The sequence below is a fragment of the Kluyvera sp. 1366 genome, assembly GCF_054823405.1.
Genome location: NZ_JBTRDW010000001.1, coordinates 87,982 through 106,245 on the forward strand (window position 1 = coordinate 87,982; position 18,264 = coordinate 106,245).

15 protein-coding genes are annotated in these 18,264 nt (G+C 53.8%); 6 read left to right on the top strand and 9 right to left on the bottom strand.

The window, feature by feature from the left end; genetic code table 11:
- Position 1: 1 nt before the first annotated feature.
- A complete protein-coding gene (locus ACVLVH_RS00435; protein ID WP_222212210.1) occupies positions 2–907 on the bottom strand; it encodes a polyprenyl synthetase family protein in 906 nt (301 codons plus the stop codon).
- A gap of 232 nt (positions 908–1,139) precedes the next feature.
- Here ACVLVH_RS00435 and ACVLVH_RS00440 point away from each other — a divergent pair, with 232 nt between their 5' ends.
- Positions 1,140–2,081: a 2-hydroxyacid dehydrogenase gene (locus ACVLVH_RS00440; protein ID WP_498948328.1), complete on the top strand. Its 942-nt coding sequence runs from the start codon at positions 1,140–1,142 to the stop codon at positions 2,079–2,081.
- 118 nt (positions 2,082–2,199) lie between these two features.
- A complete protein-coding gene (locus tag ACVLVH_RS00445) occupies positions 2,200–3,381 on the top strand; it encodes an NAD(P)/FAD-dependent oxidoreductase (RefSeq protein WP_277975128.1) in 1,182 nt (393 codons plus the stop codon).
- Positions 3,382–3,422: 41 nt separating this feature from the next.
- On the opposite strand, the gene ACVLVH_RS00450 is transcribed toward ACVLVH_RS00445, so the two are convergent.
- Complete coding sequence (locus ACVLVH_RS00450; RefSeq protein WP_498948331.1) at positions 3,423–4,850, bottom strand: alpha,alpha-trehalose-phosphate synthase (UDP-forming); 1,428 nt, start codon at positions 4,848–4,850, stop codon at positions 3,423–3,425.
- Positions 4,851–5,291: 441 nt separating this feature from the next.
- Between ACVLVH_RS00450 and ACVLVH_RS00455 the strand changes: the two genes are divergently transcribed.
- Positions 5,292–5,783 carry a GNAT family N-acetyltransferase gene (locus ACVLVH_RS00455; RefSeq protein ID WP_498948333.1) on the top strand — a complete coding sequence of 164 codons (492 nt, stop codon included), beginning with the start codon at positions 5,292–5,294 and terminating at the stop codon, positions 5,781–5,783.
- Between the two features lie 102 nt (positions 5,784–5,885).
- Here the strand turns inward: ACVLVH_RS00455 and ACVLVH_RS00460 are convergent, their stop codons facing one another.
- Complete coding sequence (locus tag ACVLVH_RS00460; protein ID WP_192235489.1) at positions 5,886–6,593, bottom strand: phage antirepressor KilAC domain-containing protein; 708 nt, start codon at positions 6,591–6,593, stop codon at positions 5,886–5,888.
- A 337-nt stretch (positions 6,594–6,930) separates the two neighbouring features.
- On the opposite strand from ACVLVH_RS00460, the gene ACVLVH_RS00465 reads away from it, so the two are divergent.
- Positions 6,931–7,923, top strand: coding sequence for a glycosyltransferase family 32 protein (locus ACVLVH_RS00465; protein ID WP_280173271.1), 993 nt, complete (start codon positions 6,931–6,933; stop codon positions 7,921–7,923).
- A gap of 4 nt (positions 7,924–7,927) precedes the next feature.
- On the opposite strand, the gene ACVLVH_RS00470 is transcribed toward ACVLVH_RS00465, so the two are convergent.
- Complete coding sequence (locus ACVLVH_RS00470; RefSeq protein ID WP_498948335.1) at positions 7,928–8,782, bottom strand: helix-turn-helix transcriptional regulator; 855 nt, start codon at positions 8,780–8,782, stop codon at positions 7,928–7,930.
- Positions 8,783–8,897: 115 nt separating this feature from the next.
- Here ACVLVH_RS00470 and ACVLVH_RS00475 point away from each other — a divergent pair, with 115 nt between their 5' ends.
- Entirely contained in the window at positions 8,898–10,307 is a 1,410-nt protein-coding gene (locus ACVLVH_RS00475) for an MFS transporter (RefSeq protein WP_280173269.1), read from the top strand.
- Positions 10,308–10,521: 214 nt separating this feature from the next.
- On the top strand, positions 10,522–12,954 hold the full coding sequence (bamA, locus tag ACVLVH_RS00480; protein WP_498948337.1) for an outer membrane protein assembly factor BamA: 2,433 nt from the start codon (positions 10,522–10,524) through the stop codon (positions 12,952–12,954).
- 205 nt (positions 12,955–13,159) lie between these two features.
- On the opposite strand, the gene ACVLVH_RS00485 is transcribed toward bamA, so the two are convergent.
- The 5 genes from ACVLVH_RS00485 to ACVLVH_RS00505 form a co-directional block, all read right to left on the bottom strand.
- A complete protein-coding gene (locus ACVLVH_RS00485; RefSeq protein WP_277975123.1) occupies positions 13,160–14,236 on the bottom strand; it encodes a glycosyltransferase family 9 protein in 1,077 nt (358 codons plus the stop codon).
- 256 nt (positions 14,237–14,492) lie between these two features.
- On the bottom strand, positions 14,493–15,578 hold the full coding sequence (locus ACVLVH_RS00490) for an ABC transporter ATP-binding protein (protein WP_277975122.1): 1,086 nt from the start codon (positions 15,576–15,578) through the stop codon (positions 14,493–14,495).
- Positions 15,579–15,581: 3 nt separating this feature from the next.
- A complete protein-coding gene (locus tag ACVLVH_RS00495) occupies positions 15,582–16,526 on the bottom strand; it encodes a carbohydrate kinase family protein (protein ID WP_210080442.1) in 945 nt (314 codons plus the stop codon).
- Positions 16,526–17,365, bottom strand: a complete 840-nt coding sequence (locus ACVLVH_RS00500) for a carbohydrate ABC transporter permease (RefSeq protein ID WP_064739810.1) — start codon at positions 17,363–17,365, stop codon at positions 16,526–16,528. Before ACVLVH_RS00500 ends, ACVLVH_RS00495 begins: the two co-directional genes overlap by 1 nt.
- A complete protein-coding gene (locus ACVLVH_RS00505) occupies positions 17,355–18,263 on the bottom strand; it encodes a carbohydrate ABC transporter permease (protein WP_064739811.1) in 909 nt (302 codons plus the stop codon). The genes ACVLVH_RS00500 and ACVLVH_RS00505 overlap by 11 nt, the downstream gene beginning before the upstream one ends.
- Position 18,264: the final 1 nt, after the last annotated feature.

An 18,264-nucleotide genomic window follows, 5' to 3' on the forward strand; every position in this document is an offset into this window, starting at 1 on the left:
CTCAGTTGAACATCGCTAGCTGTTGATTAAACAGCGCGTGCATGTATTGGCGAGTGGCGATGCCGCGATGGCAGGCGCAGGCAAGGTGTGCATCGGCACTGCGCAGATGATCGCGCAGACGACGTTCTGCGCCGTCAGCCCCGAGCATCTGTACCAGCGTGGATTTACCCTGATCCTGATGCACATCTTTGCCGGTGTGTTTGCAGCCGTCGGCGAGGTCGTCGAGTAGCTGAAACGCTTGGCCCAGATCCTGAGCAAAGAAGCTAAGACGTTGCCGCACCTGCGGTGAAGCGTCAGCGGCAATCGCCGCCATTTGCAGCGTGGCGCGAAACAGCACGCTGGTTTTCAGTTCATTGGTCAAGGCGATCGCTTCCGGACTGCGGCTCTGCGTGCCGTCGTGCAGATCCTGAAACTGCCCTTGCACTAATCCCTGCAGGCCCACGGCGGCGGAGAGTTCGGCAATCGCTTCAGATTTATGCATGGCAGGCAAACCGGGTGCGATGGCAATCACTTCAAATGCGCGGCTCAGCAGCGCGACGGCGGCGAGAATCGCCACGTTTTCACCAAACTCACGATGCACGGTAGGGCGACCACGGCGCATCTGCGCATTATCCATTGATGGGATGTCATCCAGAATCAGCGATGCCGCGTGCACCATTTCCACGGCACAGGCGAGATCGAGAATGCCATTTTGCGTCAGCTCGCAACCCATATCGCGCGCTGCCAGCATCAGTAATAAAGGACGGATGCGCTTGCCCTGCGCCAGCGTACCGGCACGCATCGCGGCACGCACGCGATCGCTTTGCTGTCCTGCAGGCAGTAAATGTTCGAGATGCGCCTGTAAAATTTGCTGCAGCTGAAGCAGTTCGCTTGTCTGATGCGCTGTGCTATCGACATGGGTGGTCATAATGGCTATCCATGGTTGATGAAATTATTATGCTTTTTGATTAACCGTAGACTGCGTAAGGTAAGTTTGCCAGCGAGGGCCTTGACTTTGTAGCGTGCGCCTTCATACGCACCAGGTAAACATCGTAATAATATTATGCGTGATCTTATCAGCGAAAAAAGTAACAGCAACGCCGTAACATAAATAACTCCGTTAGGCTGGTGGTCAATAAATACCGCTAATGGAACATAAAATGACGAATACCAAACCTGCCGTGCTGATTATTCAGCCGCTAATGCCGCAGTTAGATGAAAAGCTCACGCAACATTTCCATTGCCATCGTTTATATGAGCAGCATGACGCAATGCTATTTATCCAGCAGCATGGCAAAGCGATCAATGCCATCGTTACGCGCGGCGATGTCGGGGTGGAAACGGCACTGCTGGAGCAACTGCCGGAGTGTAAAGTCATTGCTGTATTCGGTGTCGGCACCGATCGTATTGACCTGAAATACACTGCCGAAAACGATATTCAGGTCAGCATCACCCGCGACATTTTGACTGACGATGTTGCCGATTTGGCAATGATAATGACGCTGGCGTTCTCGCGTAATTTGGTCGCTTACCATCAGTTTGCGAAATCCGGGGCATGGGAAAATAACGGCGTCGAACTCTCCAGCCGCGCCAGCGGAAAAAGAATTGGCATCGCCGGGTTGGGCGCGATTGGCTTAGCCATCGCGCGCCGTGCCGAAGCCTTTGGTATGGAAGTGGCATATACCGCGCGTTCGGCGAAAGACGTCAGCTATAAGCGCTGCGATACGATCGAACAACTCGCCACCTTTAGCGATTTTCTGGTGCTGGCACTGCCGGGCAGCAAAGAGAATGTGCAACTGGTCAACGCGAAGGTGCTGGCGGCGCTCGGCCAAGAGGGCGTAGTGATCAATATTGCGCGTGGCACAGTAATCAATGAACCCGACTTGATCGCTGCACTGCAGCAGGGAATCATTAAAGGGGCTGCGCTGGATGTGTATCCGGATGAGCCAAAAATTAATCCCGCGCTGCGTGAACTAAATAATGTGCTGTTAACGCCGCATATTGCCAGCGCAACTCACGAAACGCGTGCGCAAATGACCAATAATGTGCTGGAGAATTTACGGGCCTATTTTGCCGATGGGAAGATTCTGACATCGGTATAATTTAAGCATCCGCATTAAGACGAAATTCTTATATCCTGCGTAATAATCCCTATTTAGCGATAGCAATTTTCGTTCAGCCAGGCTGTTATGATATCGGCACTTAATTCAGGAGCCCATTATGACAGCACAGAAAATTGCAATTATTGGCGGCGGCGTTATCGGATTGGCGGTGGCGCGCGCCTTAGCGTTGCAGGGCGTTGAAGTCACCGTTTTCGAACAACAGCACATTGGCGCGGGCACCAGCAGCACGACGTTTGCCTGGGTAAACTCCAATGGCAAACAGCCGCGCAGTTATCACCTGCTTAATGCGCTCTCGATGGAAGAGCACCTCAAACTGCAGCAAGCGCAGCCGAACGGATTGCGCTGGCTGGAAACTGGCGGTACATGGGAGTGGGCCGCCGTGGGCGATGCGCAGCAACGTTTGCTGCAGCGTGCCACGTCGCTGCAATCAGCAGGTTATGCGGCGCGTGAAGTGTCGCCAGCAGATGTGCTGCGCGATATTCCGGAGCTGCGGGCGCAGGCCATCAGCGGCAGCGTGTGGCATTTCCCGACAGAATCGGTGCTGCATCCGGCGCTCTATCTGGCGCGCTTATGGTCAGAAGCCAAAGCGCGCGGTGCGGTGCTGTACCAGCATCAGCGCATCAATAGCATCAGTGAAAGTGCCGATCGGGTTACGCTGCAGCTGGAAAATGGCGAGCAGTGGCAGGGCGATCGTATTGTGTTAGCCACCGGACGCTGGGCCAATCAGCTGCTAAATTCACTGGGACTCAATCTGGCGTTGCTGGATACCAGCAAACCGAACGCGGTGGCTTGTAGTTTCCTGGTGCGCACCGCGCCGCAGCCGTTATCGCTCAATGCTAATCTCATCTCTCCGCAACTTAACGTACGCCCGGACGGCGGCGGACGTTTGCTGCTGCAAGCCTTAGAGTTGGATCACCTGGCCGATTCTGCTGCGCCACCCTCAATCACCAGCGATATCGCCGCGCAGTTCCGCGAGCGTTATCACGCGCTGTTTGCGGATGCGGGCGAGTTGCAGATTGAACAGATTGTGGTGGGGCAACGCGCACGACCTGCCGATGGTTTACCGGCGCTGGGCTATGTCACCGCGCATCAGCGCGTGTATGTGGCGGTGACACACAGCGGTATCACGCTTTCGCCATTGATTGGCAAGCTGGTGGCTGAAGAACTGATCGGCGATGCGGCAAGTGAGCTGCTGAGCGATTTCCGTCCGCAGCGTCTGCTGGGGAAAAGCGTGGAAGCGTTTGCGCCCATCAAGCGTAATTTCCCTGCGGCGCAATAGCGGGATAATTGCCGCCCGCAGGCGGCATCATCCCTTTTGTATCAATAACGCAGTCGGCCACTGAAACCATTCGAAATTACCGCCCCCGATTTCAGGGTTAAATCGCATTCCTGTTCTCGCGGCTGTAGCGCGTTAATGTAGCTATCGGCCCATTTGTGGCAATCATGCAGATGCAGGTTTTTTAGCAGGCTGGCGTGACGTTCGCGACGCACCGAAAGCGGCATGATAAGCGCGGTATGAATGGCATCGGCGATGGCATCGGGATCGTAGGGATTGACCAACAGCGCGCCCTGCATCTGTTCGGCGGCGCCGGCAAACTGCGACAGAATCAGCACGCCGGGATTAGCATGATCCTGCACCGCCACATAGGTTTTCGCCATCAAACTCATCCCGGCTATCAGCGGTGTGACCAGCGCCACGCGCGCCGCACGGTAAAATCCGCACAGTTCTTCATGCGAATAATGGTTACTCAAATAACTCACTGGATACCAGTTCAGCTCGCCATGCACGCCGTTCATCTCGCCGCAGCGGGTTTCTAAATCGCGCGACAATTCTTTGATGCGATGGCTGTAACCTGACGCCGCAGAAGCCAGCTGCACCATGGAAAATTTGTGGTGATACTCCTCGTGTTGACGCAGTAAAACTTCAATCGCGCTGATGCGGTAGGGCGTGCCGGTGCTGTCGTCAAAATGGCCGCCGCTGAGGATCAGATTCTCCGGTAAGGTTTCGCGACATTGCTGCTCCATATACTGGCAGCTGTTGCTTTCGGCAAGCGCGCTGGTTTCCGCAGTATCAATCCCTACCGGGAATACGCCTACGCGAATCTGGCGACCATGAATACGCAGCGTGTAAGGCGTTTGACGTTCGCAACGGAAGCGGGATTCAACCCAGGCGGTGAAATTGTTCATGTCGTGGGTGGTCTGGAATCCAATCAAATCGGCGCACAGTAATGAATCGGCCAGATAGCGCCAGTTCGGCACCGATTCAAAGGATTGTCCCGCCGGGAAAGGCTGATGGAAAAAGAAGCCGATACGATTTATCAGGCCGGCATCGCGCAGCATTTTAATGCTGGGAATCAGGTGATAATCCTGCAGCCAAATATCATCATCAGGCATGGCATATTCACTGATGGCACGCGTATAGATTTCATTCAGTTTCATATAACTGATTTGGCTGCTGGTGGAAAAACGCGCCATGTCCGGGCGCTGATGAAATACCGGCCACAATCCCTGATGAATATATTGATGATAACCTTCTTCATATTCTGTTTTGGTTAAGCGAAATGTCAGCGTGTCGAATGCTTTGCCGCTAGTAAAATTCAGCTCACGATGAGGTTCAGTGGTAAAAGATTCAAACTCGCCACTCCATTTCACCCACATGCCACCGCGACGCGTCAATATGCTTTCATAAATGTTAGAAAGCGTTGAGTGATTATTTTGATTGTGTGATACCAAAATCAAGCCTGACATAGTTTTGACCCGTTGCTTAATCTGCCCATGAATTGTTGGCAGAGAATTTAAAAAAGGTTGGCGCAGTAAAAATTACAGCATGCCGCTCATGATTTACGCTCACAGGCATTAATGGACCGGTGCGTGTTGACCGCTGACATTATGCGGATGAACCGCTATTAGTGAGTTCGATACTTTTCATCTCGCGCTACCTCTCCGAATCCTTCAGGGCTGTCGATGAAACTAATCTAGCCGACCAACCCGTAAAAATGTCGTAAAAAAGACGCTGAGATTTATAAAAATTTAATAGATTTTATTTAGAACCAGGATAAATGTTGGCGTTAATTTTTTTGATCACTTTAGATGGCGAATTTAATGGTTTGAGGGGGGTACTTATGCGCAAAGACACATTCGGCCTGTTAGAATGACCGCCGTTCATAGAGGAATCTAAGAGGTTTAATCGTGTCAACGTTAGTATTTAGAGAAGCCAGGCTGGCAGATGTGGATCGCTGTTACGCGATTGAAATTGAGGCTTACGAAGGTGATGAAGCCGCCACGCGTGAAAAAATTGCTACCCGCATTGCGCAGTATCCACAGGGATTTTTATGTCTGGAAACCAACGACAAGGTGATTGGTTTTATCAACGCCGGTTGTGCGTGGGAGGTGGTGATGTCGGATGAAGCGTTCAAAGAATTAATCGGCCACGATCCGGCAGCACCCAACGCCGTGATTATGTCGGTGGTGCTTGATCCCGCTTATCAGGGCAAAGGTTATGCGTCGCTGCTGATGCGCCAGTTTATCGAGCTGATGAAGAAAATGGACAAGCGAACCATTCATCTGATGTGCAAAACCCAGCACGTTGAGCTGTATAAAAAATGGGGCTATCAGTACATCAAACCGTCTGAGTCAGACCACGGTGGCATGGCGTGGCATGAGATGCTGATGAAACTGTAATTCAACAGGTAAATATAACGCTAAGCATTCAATGATCGCACATTCCCTGGCGGCGCGATTTATCGCGCAATAAATTACGCCGCTAGGACACCTGCGCACACTTTATGCAGCCACACCTTTCGGCTGAGCCGACAGATGTCCCGCCCATAAACTGGCCACCCATTTCACGCCTTTGGCGGTGAAACGCGCTTGGGAGAAAGCATGCTGATTCTCGCCACGTCCGGAGCGCAGGGTGAAATATCCCGCCTGTATATGGTGCTGCTGCGGTGCCAGCGTGCCTTTTTCGCGATACATGATGTTGCGTTCTAACAAAAACTCACGAAACTCAGTTTCCTTTACCTTCAACATCTTGCACAGCTGACGAAAGCCGAGCGAATCTTCGATCTCGACAAAGCGATCAAAAAATTCAGCCTTAGGGGCCGACAACGCAAGTTGCTGCTCAGCCGCACGGCGCTGCTCAAATTGCTCCGCCCAGGCGCGGGCCGCTTCCGCCGGATTGGTGAAATCAGGCAGATGAGTAAACTGTTCACGCTGCTGCCAGAGATCGAGTAATTCCGCAGTGAAGCCAGGCGAAAGCCGGGCAACGGCAAGTAGTGAATCGCGCTTGTTAAGATGAAACTCCTGACGCACTTCACCCTGATGCTCATAGAGATTCACCGTCAAAGGCTGGGAAAGACGCTGTGCGGTTTCCAGGCTTTTCACCAGGCGCTTCACTTCGCCGTGCGTAATGCCCGTGACATGGGCAATTTCGCGGCTGCTCATCATCATTGATGCATTCAAAGCAGACAGACTTTCCGTTGAGATCATCATCATTATCACCTCTTGCAGACTTACTCAGCCTCGTGGCTGTTGAATAAGTATACGCAACACTGTTTATATATCCAGTATTATTTTTAACCGTTCACCTAAGATGTTCGGCTTTGCGTAACGTTTCACAAAGCCAGATTCCGCAAACCCTGCGCTCTACGTATTCTCTTAAAGTGAGGTTTTAGCGGTTTATTAAATTGTCGCGCTGAATGCTGTTTGATAATTTTGAGCCAATTTTCCGGGCTTTTGTCGGCTTTCTGCAGCATTAGGTGCAGGGCTGATGTGTGCCTTTTTTAACAGCAATAAGTAGTTAACTGGCGGCTGTGCTGCTGGAGAAACGATGAAAAAGAATAAATTTAAAACCCATTTGGTTTCATTAGGTTTACTGGCGGAAAAAAAGCTGACCAAACGCAGAACGCTGCCCGATTACAATCCTGCCGCAGAGCAGGATATCAATTTAGTTGCACGCCAGACCGCGCCTGCTGCCATTCCGCGTCAGATTTGGATGTACTGGGAAAGTGAAACGCTACCGGAAGAGGTGCAGATTTTTGTCGATAAAATCGTGCGCGAAAACCCCGGCTATCAGGTAACCGTCATCAATAACCTGAATATTCAGCACTATCTGCCCGATCTGCACTTCATGCATCAGGATATGCGCCCTTCACATAAAAGTGACGTAATCCGGCTGGAACTGCTGCATCGCTATGGCGGAATCTGGATGGATGCCACCATCATTCTCAACCGCACGATGGACGAATTGTTGGCGGTGAATGTTGACGATGGTTATGACTTGATCGCCTTTTATCGCGACAGTTCGACGCTGGATAAAGCCTATCCGGTGATTGAATCCTGGTTCCTGGCCGCGCCGAAAAATAATGCCTTTATTGCGCGCTGGCTGCACTTTTTCCGCCCGATTGTTGAAGTGGGCGCCGACGAGTTTTTCCGTCGTTTGCTCGCGCTGCCCAATTACGAAACTATTGTGCAGGGCATCACGCCACCGGATTATTTGGTGGTGTATATCGCGCAGCAGCAGGCGCTGCGTGAGAACAATCTGTACAACTTCTATCTGCGTAAATGCGAAGCCAGCGCGTTGCTGTATCAAAGCCTGGTGGAGTGGCGTCCGGTGAAGCTGAGCCGCATGCTGATGGTCGATCGTCTGCCGGCCGTCTTGCCGCCGCTGACCAAACTGACGGGATTTGATCGTAAATATCTCGACACCAACCTGAAATATGGCGTGGTGAATAAAGACAGCTTATTGGGTCAGATTCTGTTAAACAGCCAGAAGGGCGCCCGCCCGCAAACACCGATTCCGGCACTGACGAGCAAGGCATAACGCATCACGGATTGATCAACTGCTGGAGTGCCGCGGCGCTGATTTCATCGTCCGGCACATACACCAGCAGGCGATCGCCGTTGCGTGACGCCGACCACCAGTTATTTTGCCGCAGCGTCATTTCACCCACTTCGTCGCGGTAAAAACGTTTTACGCGATTCTCCACCTGGCCCAATTCATAGCGCTGCCAGGTGTGAGCAAACTCATCTGAACTGTTCAGCAAGCGAGCAAGAAAGCTTTCCCAGTGCGGATCGCCAAGGTGCTCGCCCATCTGCCCGCGAAACATCGCCACCATCTGCGGCATCACTTCATCCCAGTCATTCAGCGCTTTGCGCCAGGTTGGGTGATTGAAGGCCAGCCAGATGCAGTTGCGATCTTCTGGCGCGATTTCGGCTAAATCCACGCCCATCAAGGCACACCACGCGGCGTTGTAACCGATAATATCAAAGCGCGGCGTCTCAATAATCGCCGGTAACTGGATCGCATCGAGCATCTGCTGATTGTGCGCGGCAATTTTGCAGCAGGCGGCCACCACGCGCACCGAGGGCAATGCGTGCCCGGCGAGCGAAAACAGGTGCTGCGTTTCCACATCGTTGCACTGCAACGCGCTAGCGATCGCCGTCAGGGTTTTCGGCGAGGCTTTGATATCGCGTCCCTGTTCCAGCCACGTATACCAGGTCACGCCAACATCCGCTAACTGCGCGACTTCTTCACGGCGTAAACCCGGCGTGCGGCGATGGCGCATGCGAGGTAAACCGAGTCGATTAGGATCGAGGTTTTCCCGGCGCGTGCGCAGAAAGGTGCCGAGTAATTTGCGGTTGTTTTGTTCGGTGGTAACAGGCGCGGATGTCAGGCTCATAAGCAGATCCTTCGACAAGACGGGTAGTATTTATACCATGATAATCAAGAACTGGTACCCGTTTAATGGTTAGGTGATGCTATGCCGTACTGACAGCAAAAACAAGGTAAAACCGATGCAGACATCGCAACTTCAACGCACAGGATTGATGGTCCTGCTTGCCGGGCAGCTGCTGCCCATGATTGATTTTTCTATCGTTAACGTAGCGTTAGACGCGATGGCCCACACGCTGCAGGCCACGGCGATTGAGCTGGCGCTGATCGTCGCGGTCTACGGCATTGCCTTTGCCATCTGCCTGGCGATGGGCGGTCGCCTCGGCGATAACTACGGTCGCCGTCGCGTGTTCATTGCCGGAGTAGGGATCTTCGGAATTGCATCTTTATTATGCGGCATCGCCAATAGCGTTGGCCTGTTGATGTTTGCCCGCGCGCTTCAAGGCGTGGGCGCGGCCTTTATCGTGCCGCAAATCCTCGCCACGCTGCACATCACCCTGAAGGGCAGAGCGCATGCGCGCGCCATCGGTTTGTACGGCGGCATTGGCGGGCTGGCCTTTATCATCGGTCAGGTGTTGGGCGGATTTCTCATCAAAGCGGATATCGGCGGCTACGGCTGGCGCAGCGTTTTCCTGATTAACCTGCCAATTTGCCTGTTTGTGCTGATCACCGCGCGCCGCTTTGTGCCGGAGACGCAGAACACACAGCGCGTACCGGTGGATGTTAGCGGGACCTTGCTGCTGGCGGGCGCGATTGGTTGCCTGATGCTGGCACTGGCGCTTGGTCCGCTGCTGCATTGGTCGTGGCCGTGCATCTTGCTGCTGGTGCTGTTCCCGCTGTTTCTGCATCGTCTGCGCCAGAGTTCGCTGCGTTTGGAAGCGGCCAACGGCGCGCCGCTGTTGCCGCCTTCACTACTGCGTCTGCCGAGCGTGCGTTTTGGCCTGACGCTGGCGGTGCTGTTCTTCTCCTGCTGGAGCGGCTTTATGTTCTCTGTGGCACTGACGCTGCAGACCGGTTTAGGGCTGACGGCGTTTCAATCCGGGAATGCGTTTATCGCGCTTGGCGTGGCCTATTTTATCGGGGCGATGCAATCCACGCGCATCGTCGAGCGTTTAGGTAAGCGCGGCGCCTTATTGATGGGCTGCTGTATTCAGATGGTTGGATTGGTGGCCCTGATCGCCACGCTGCAACTCGCCTGGCCGCAGGTCGGTATTTTCACCCTGATTCCCGCAACGGTGCTGATTGGCTTTGGTCAGTCGTTTATCGTCAGCACCTTCTACCGCATTGGCATGAGCGGCGTGCCGCATCATCAGGCGGGCGCGGGCAGCGCGGTGCTGTCGACGGTGCAGCAATCGGCGTTAGGTCTAGGCCCGATGCTGCTGGGCGGTGTATTCACGCAGATCTATACGCACGGCAATCATCTGGCGGCGATCACCGGAACGCTCGGCGTTGAGCTGGTGATGATGGCATTGCTGGTGATCTTCACCAGCCTCAATCGCCGTACGTTTCAGCCGGTAACGGCAGAAGGGTAATTCTTATGCGGAGATTTTGGCAGGAGCGATGCAGCTTATTGTAAAACAACCGAAAATCCGCGAGTCGCGCTGAATTTACCTTTGGCTCAGCGGTCTTTTTTCCGGAACATATCGCCGCAGTTAACGGGCTGAACCGCGTGTTCAGCCCGTTTTTATGTGGTGCGGAAGCAAGGCGCTTGAATCATGCACAGAAAAAACGGCAGGCTCACAACAGATGAAGAAGATGTTAACCGGGTTACTTTTAATGGTAACCACCACTGCCTTTGGTGCAGATGATTTCACCCTAAAGGATATTCACTTTGCTGGGCTTCAGCGCGTCGCACCCGGCGCGGCGTTGCTGCATATGCCGCTGCGTGTTGGCGATCGCGTCAATGATGATGATATTCGCAACAGCATCCGCGCGCTGTTCGCCACCGGCAATTTTGACGATGTGCAGGTGCTGCGTGACGGGGATGCGCTGCTTGTCAAAGTCAAAGAGCGCCCGGCGATTGCCAGCATCTCATTCTCTGGTAACAAAGCGATTAAAGAGGATCAGCTCAAGCAAAACCTTGATGCCTCGGGCGTGCGCGTGGGTGAAGCGCTGGACCGCACCACGCTATCGGATATGGAAAAAGGGCTGGAAGATTTCTATTACAGCGCCGGGAAATATACTGCCAGCGTCAAAGCGGTCGTCACGCCGTTGCCGCGCAACCGTGTCGATCTGAAGTTCATTTTCACCGAAGGCGTGTCGGCGAAAATTCAGCAGATCAACATTGTCGGCAACCACGCTTTTTCCGCTGATGAACTGATCTCGCATTTCCAATTGCGCGACGATGTGCCGTGGTGGAATTTGATCGCCGATCAGAAATACCAGAAACAGAAACTCTCGGGCGATTTAGAGACGCTGCGCAGTTATTATCTCGATCGCGGTTACGCACGCTTTAACCTCGATTCCACACAAGTCAGTTTAACGCCGGATAAAAAGCATATTTACGTCACGATAAATATTCATGAAGGCGATGTTTATCATGTTAGCGGCGTAACGCTGAGCGGAAATATGGCCGGCTATTCCGCCGAAATTGAAAAACTGGCGCACATGCCGGCGGGCAGCTTATACAGCGGGGCAAAAATCAGCCAAAACGAAGAGGCGATTAAAAGCCTGCTCGGTCGTTACGGCTATGCGTTCCCGCAGGTGAATACGCAATCGGAAATAGACGACAGCGCTAAGACCGTGCAGCTACACGTGAATGTCGATGCCGGGCGGCGCTTCTCAGTGCGACAGGTGCGTTTCTCGGGCAATGACACCTCGAAAGATGCGGTGCTGCGTCGTGAAATGCGCCAGATGGAAGGCGCATGGCTGGCGAGCAATCAGGTGGAGCAGGGCAAGGCGCGCCTTAATCGCACCGGTTATTTCGAAAGCGTAGATGTTGATACGCAGCGCGTGCCGGGTAGCCCGGATCAGGTGGACGTGGTGTACAAAGTGAAGGAGCGCAATACCGGCACCTTCAACGTTGGGCTGGGTTACGGCACCGACAGCGGCATCAGTTATCAGCTTGGCGTCAGCCAGGATAACTGGATGGGCACCGGTAATACCGTGAGTTTCAGCGGCACGAAAAATAGCTATCAAACCTATGTCGAAATCGCCGCTACCGATCCCTATTTCACCGTGGATGGCGTGAGTCTTGGCGGCAAACTGTTCTACAACGATTACAGCGCGGAAGATAACGATCTTTCCGAATACACACTGAAGAGCTTCGGCGCGAGTAGCACGTTAAGCTTCCCAATCGGCGAAAACAGCAGCGTGAACAGCGGGCTGGATTACGTCTATAACCGCGTCAGCAATATGGCACCGCAGGTAGCAATGTGGCGCTATCTGGGTTCGCAGGGCATTCATCCAAAAGTCATCACCAGCGATGACGACGATGACGACGCCACCGTGGCGGACAAATTTACCGCCAACGATTTCTTCTGGAACATAGGCTGGAGCTACAACTCGCTGGATCGCGGCTTCTTCCCTACCTCGGGCGTGAGCGCCGGTTTCAACACCAAAGTGACCATTCCAGGTTCCACCAACAGTTATTACAAAAGCACGTTGACCGCAAACGGCTACGTGCCGCTGAGCAGCGACCATCGCTGGGTGCTAATGGGCCGCAGTAAAGCCGGTTACGCCGACGGCTTAGGCGGCAAAGAAGTGCCGTTCTACGACAACTTCTATGCTGGCGGCTCCAGTTCGGTACGCGGATTCTCTTCCAACACCATCGGACCAAAAGCCGCCTATTACCGCTGCAGCGGCAGCGAAAGCAGTTACGGTGCTTGCCCGGTGGAGAAATCGGATGATGCGGTGGGCGGTAATGCGATGGCGGTGGTGAGCGCGGAGCTGATTGTCCCTACGCCGTTTATCAGCGAGCGCTATGCCGATGCGCTGCGCACTTCATTGTTTGTTGATGCCGGCACCGTGTGGGATACCGGCTGGCAGAATACCGCAGCCACCAAAGCGGCGGGAATTCCTGATTACGGCGATCCCAGCCAGATTCGCGTGTCGAGCGGCGTGGCCTTGCAATGGCAGTCGCCGCTGGGTCCGCTGGTGTTTTCGTATGCATTGCCGATTAAAAAATATGAGGGCGATAAGTCGGAGCAGTTCCAGTTTAATATCGGAAAAACCTGGTAGATGTATTTAATCCGTTAAAGGTTGAGAGGAGTTTTACATTATCTTTAAACGGTGAAGACAGAATAAAATAGCCAGTAGGGTAAAATAGTAGTCGTGAAATGCTTAAGGAATGAGTGTTCGCCAATATCGTTGTTATGCATGTGATTAACTATATTTCGCCACCCAATGTTGGGTGGCTTTTTTTCATTAGAGATGATGAAAGTGTTTACGGGAGCTTAAGCATACTTGCTGCCCGGATTGCAGTCTCAACTGCCGGAAAAATTGTGTTGATTGAACAATGACTAATGTAATCATTTTCAACCACTATCTGATTACCCTGAGGATAATTTGGTGCCCAGGTTTTATAGCCGATCAAGCCGGTATCCTTGAGCTTCCTCTTATTATAAAGTGCCACTAGTGGACGATTTAGCGCGTTAGCAATGTGGACGATGGAAGTATCCGTACTCACTACCGCGTCAGAGATGCGGACAATTTCAACTGCGGTATTTATGGTACTTTCTGACATAATTAAAGCACCATGCGCACTGAATGAACGTACTTTGTTGCTCTGCCCGATTACCACAACTTTTATCTCCGGATTAATCGAGTGAATAAAGTAGATGAGAGAGATGACCTGTTCTTCGGAGAAATCTTTATCCGTGGCGCCAGAGAAAGGATTCACAGAAACGACAATATCGCTATCTGTAATTCGAAGGGCATTCTTGACTCTGTTTTGTTCTTTAACACAGCGCCCGAGTTGATAATGAAATGAGGTTTCGTGGATATCGAACAGTGCCAGCACCCGCTTATGGCGTTCAGTGATATGCTTCTCGGCATCAAGATAAGGGATCGATGCATTATAAATACCCGGAAGATTTTTATTAAAGCCAACATGGTGGCTACGTCTCATCAGCCATGCCAGCTTCAGACGTTCATAATCCTGAACATCGTCAAAATCGATGACAACATCAAATTTCTGAGCGTGTAACAGGTCAAGTGACATCCGATTTTTATATTGAATAATCTGATCAAAATAGTCGCAGTTATGGAGCAGTTGCCCGCATACCGGACCAGTGAGCACTGAGACTCTGTAACCTTTTTCTGCGAGTTTAAATGCAGTCCCAGTCGTCACGACCATGTCACCAATTTTGTCGTCGAGACGAAGAATCAATATATTACGCGCTTTAACAGGTTCAAAAGCATCTCGGGTGCGTATAGTTCGGATAAGGCACAATAACACTGTTTTTTTTATTTTTCTAAGCAGGTTGTTTTTATTTCTATTAATCGTTTTCAGGAACCGCATAACAATACCCGCACATATGAAAAGGCCACATTGAAAAATTTAAAAGATGAAACGATGCGGCAAGGATGATCATTGGATGCCTATGTTACCGTTTTCAGTGATTAAAAAAAATCTTTCTGACAGCTCACGAGAACATCCTATTCAGCGCAATGTACGCACTCCAATACGGAAACTAACGATTGGGCGAATAGGATGCTCATGCGCCCCCTAAACAGCAATGACAATCTTAAGGGCCTTTTCTGGCCTGATCACCCACTTAAAGCGACTCAACCAACCTTAATCCCGTCTCCGCATCAAACAGATGAATCTTCTCGGCGTTGAAGCCGAGCCTAATGCTCTCGCCGCTCACCGCCGTGTGGCGACCGGCAATCTGCATATGCAACGGCTGACCGTGCCATTCGAGATGCAACAATGTGGATTCGCCGGTGATCTCCACCACTTTCACCAACGCTGCGGCGTTGCTGCTGGCTTCAAGCAGATCGTGCGGGCGCACGCCTAGCGTCACGGCTGCGCCAGCACGTTCGCGCGCCGCCGCTTGCCAACGCGCGGGCAACGGCTGCCACAGATCCTGGCACTGCACGCCGGGCACGCCATCGCGGGCGATCAGCTGTGCCGGTAACAGGTTCATCGGCGGTGAGCCGATAAAGCGTGCGACAAAGGTATCCGCCGGACGGTCGTAAATCGCCAGCGGCGCGCCTTGCTGCACGATGCGGCCATCCTTCATCACCACAATTTGATCGGCCAGCGTCATCGCCTCAACCTGATCGTGCGTCACATAAACCATGGTGGTTTTGAAACGCTGATGCAGCGATTTGATCTCGGCGCGTAGCTCCATACGCAGCTGCGCATCGAGGTTCGACAGCGGCTCATCGAACAGGAACACCTTGGGATTTCGCACCATCGCGCGGCCCATCGCCACGCGTTGACGCTGTCCGCCTGACAGTGCACGCGGATAGCGTTGCAGCAGCTTATCGATGCCAAGAATTCCGGCGATGCGCGCAATTTTAGTGTGCTGCTCCTCGCGCTTCACCCTCTTCACCTGCATGTGGAACGCCAGATTCTCCGCCACGGTTAAGTGCGGATAGAGCGCATAGCTCTGAAAGACCATGGCGATATCGCGATCGGCTGGATCGCGGTCGTTGATTTGCACTTTATCCATCAGGATCGCGCCATCCGACAAGCTCTCCAACCCGGCCAGCAAGCGCAACAGCGTCGATTTTCCGCAGCCGGATGGGCCAACCAGCACGGTAAAACTGCCGTCAGGAATGGTGAGATCGAGCGGGTGCAGCACCGACTGTTTTGCGTAGCGTTTGGCCACTTTTACGAGTTCAACACTGGCCATAATTTAAAACTCCTGGGAAAGTTGCAGTTGATGCCAGTCGGGGTAACGACGCGGCAAGGTGCTGATAGCCAGTGACGCCACCGAAATCCCCCATTGCAAAGCCGTGGTGAGATCTTGCTGATGCAGCAGGGCGGTGAGAAATCCGGCGTTGAAACTGTCGCCCGCGCCGATGGTATCCACCACCGTGACCGGACGTGCAGGCTGACTTACTGAGTTATCTGCCTGCCAGCAGCGCGCGCCCTGCGGGCCGCATTTCACCACGCAGCCGCCGCGTCCGCTTAGCTGTTGCGCCAGCATTTGCGCGCTGGCGGGCAAGTCGTCTGACGCCGCCAATCCCAGCGTTTCCACTTCATTGAGCAACAGCCAGTCGCACAGCGGCAGCCAATGCGTGACCTGCTGACGCACTTCGTTTGTCCAGCCCTGCGGCGGCCAGCCGGTATCGACGGCGGTGACAAAGCCGCGCTGCTGTAACTCGGCGAGCAGCGCCGGATAATCGTCATACAGATGCAGACACAAAAAGGTGCCGCACAGCAGCACGATATCGCCGTCAGACGCGGTAGCCGGCAGTTGATCCAGCACATCCTGCGCGGTGAGTTGCACGATATGGCCGAGATTACTCAGGAAAGAGCGTTCGTGATCCGAATGCGTCACGCCAACGGTAAGCGAGGTTTCGCAGCTGTAGCGCGTCCAGTGCGCAGCGCTGTGCGGAAAATGACTCGCCAGCCAGGCGCTCAGGCCATCATTGCCCTGATTGGCGACCGCGCGATGGCGCACCTGCATCGCTTCTAGCGCCAGCGCGCAGTTGCCCGCCGAGCCGCCAGGACGCAGTTCGCTGTGATTCAGCATCACTTCAGTACCGCGCTGCGGCCAGTTATCCAGCGTGCCCATGATCAAATCGACATTAATGTTGCCCACCACATACAGCGTGGCGGTGAGTTTCTGCTCCATCATCCTTTACTCCCGCCACTGGCAAGGCCGCTAACCAGCGTCTTCTGCAGCCAGATGGCAATAAACAGCGGTGGCACCGAAGCCAGAATGCCGACGGCAGCGATCAAGCCATCATCGGTGGCGCGTCCGGCGGTAAATCCGGCAATGGTGACCGGTAAGGTTTGTGCGGCGATATTGCTGGTAAACAGCAGCGCATAGAAAAATTCGTCCCACGCCAGCAGCCAGCCAAACAGCGCGGCGGCCCCCAACACCGGCTTCGCCAGCGGCAGCGTAATGCGTAACAGCACTTGCCAGACGCGCAGGCCGTCGAGCCGCGCCGCCTGTTCAATATCCTGCGGCAGCGTATCGAACTGGTTTTTCAGCATCCAGGTGAGGAACGGCAGAATCAGCGAGCAGTAAACGATGATCAATCCGGGCCGCGTGTTGAGCAGATCGAACTGCTGCAACAGGAAGTAGAGCGGCAACACGAATGCCACCGGCGGCACCATATAGATGGCAAGTGAGGCGAATAGCCAGCCGTCGCGCCCGCGATAGCGCGAGAAGCTGAACGCCGCCGGAATCGCCAGCAGTAAGCAGATGATTGTCGCGCCGGTGGCGACTAAAAGGCTGTTGCCGAGTGCATGCAGAAACAGCACGCCCGGCTGGCCCGGCTCCAGCGACAGCAGCTTGCCGTAGCGGGTGAAATCCCACTGGCGCGGCAGCCACTCCAGCGGTACGCGGGTGAGATCGCTGGCGGCGCTGACGCTCATCAAAAACAGCCAGCCCATCGGCGCTAACACTGAGAACGCCACCAGCAGCGCGGCGGCGTATTTACCGACATGGCGCAATTTAACCTTCATGAGCGCTTCCTTTGCGGCGCTGGCGCCACAGTAACAACATGTAAAGCGTGATCAGCACCGCGCACAGCAAGGTCATCAACATCGCGTAGGCCGCGCCGCTGCCGGCACGCAGGTAGCTAAACGACTCCTGATACACGTAAAAACTCAGGGTTTTGGTGCTATCGACCGGACCGCCGCGCGTCATTACGTAGATGATGTCGAAAATTTTGAAGGCGTCGATGGTGCGCAGCACCAGCGCCACGCTGAGCGGGCCAACAATCGCCGGGAAGGTGATGGCACGAAAACGCCGCCACGCTGATGCGCCATCCAGCCGTGCGGCTTCGAACAGATCGTCGGGGATCGATTGCAACGCCGCCAGCACCAGTAAGGTCACCAGCGGATAGTTTTTCCAGATATCGGCGAACATCACCGCGTTGAGCGCCGAATCCGGCGAACCCAGCCAGCTGCGATAGCCATCAATGATCCCTAACTGCGTCAGCAGGGCGTTGATGCTGCCGTAATCCGGGTTGAAATTCAGACGCCACATCATGGCGTTAACGATGGTCGGCAGCGCCCACGGCAAAATCACCAGCACGCGCAGCACGTTGCGACCGGCGAATTTCTGGTTCAGCAACAGCGCTACCAGCACGCCGATCACGCCTTCAATTGCCACCGACACCACGGTGAAATAGAGCGTGCGCCATAGCGAACTGCGGAAATCCGCATCGGTGATGGCGAACAGATAATTTTCAAAGCCAATCCAGCCCGGCGCTTCACCGCTGCCGATCAGGGCGGCATCGGTGAAACTCAGCCAGATGGTGCGTAACAGCGGCCATGCGGTGAGCAACAGCATCACCAACAACATGGGTGCCAGCAGCACCCATGCCTGCCGTTGTTCGCGTTGACGCAAACTCAGCATT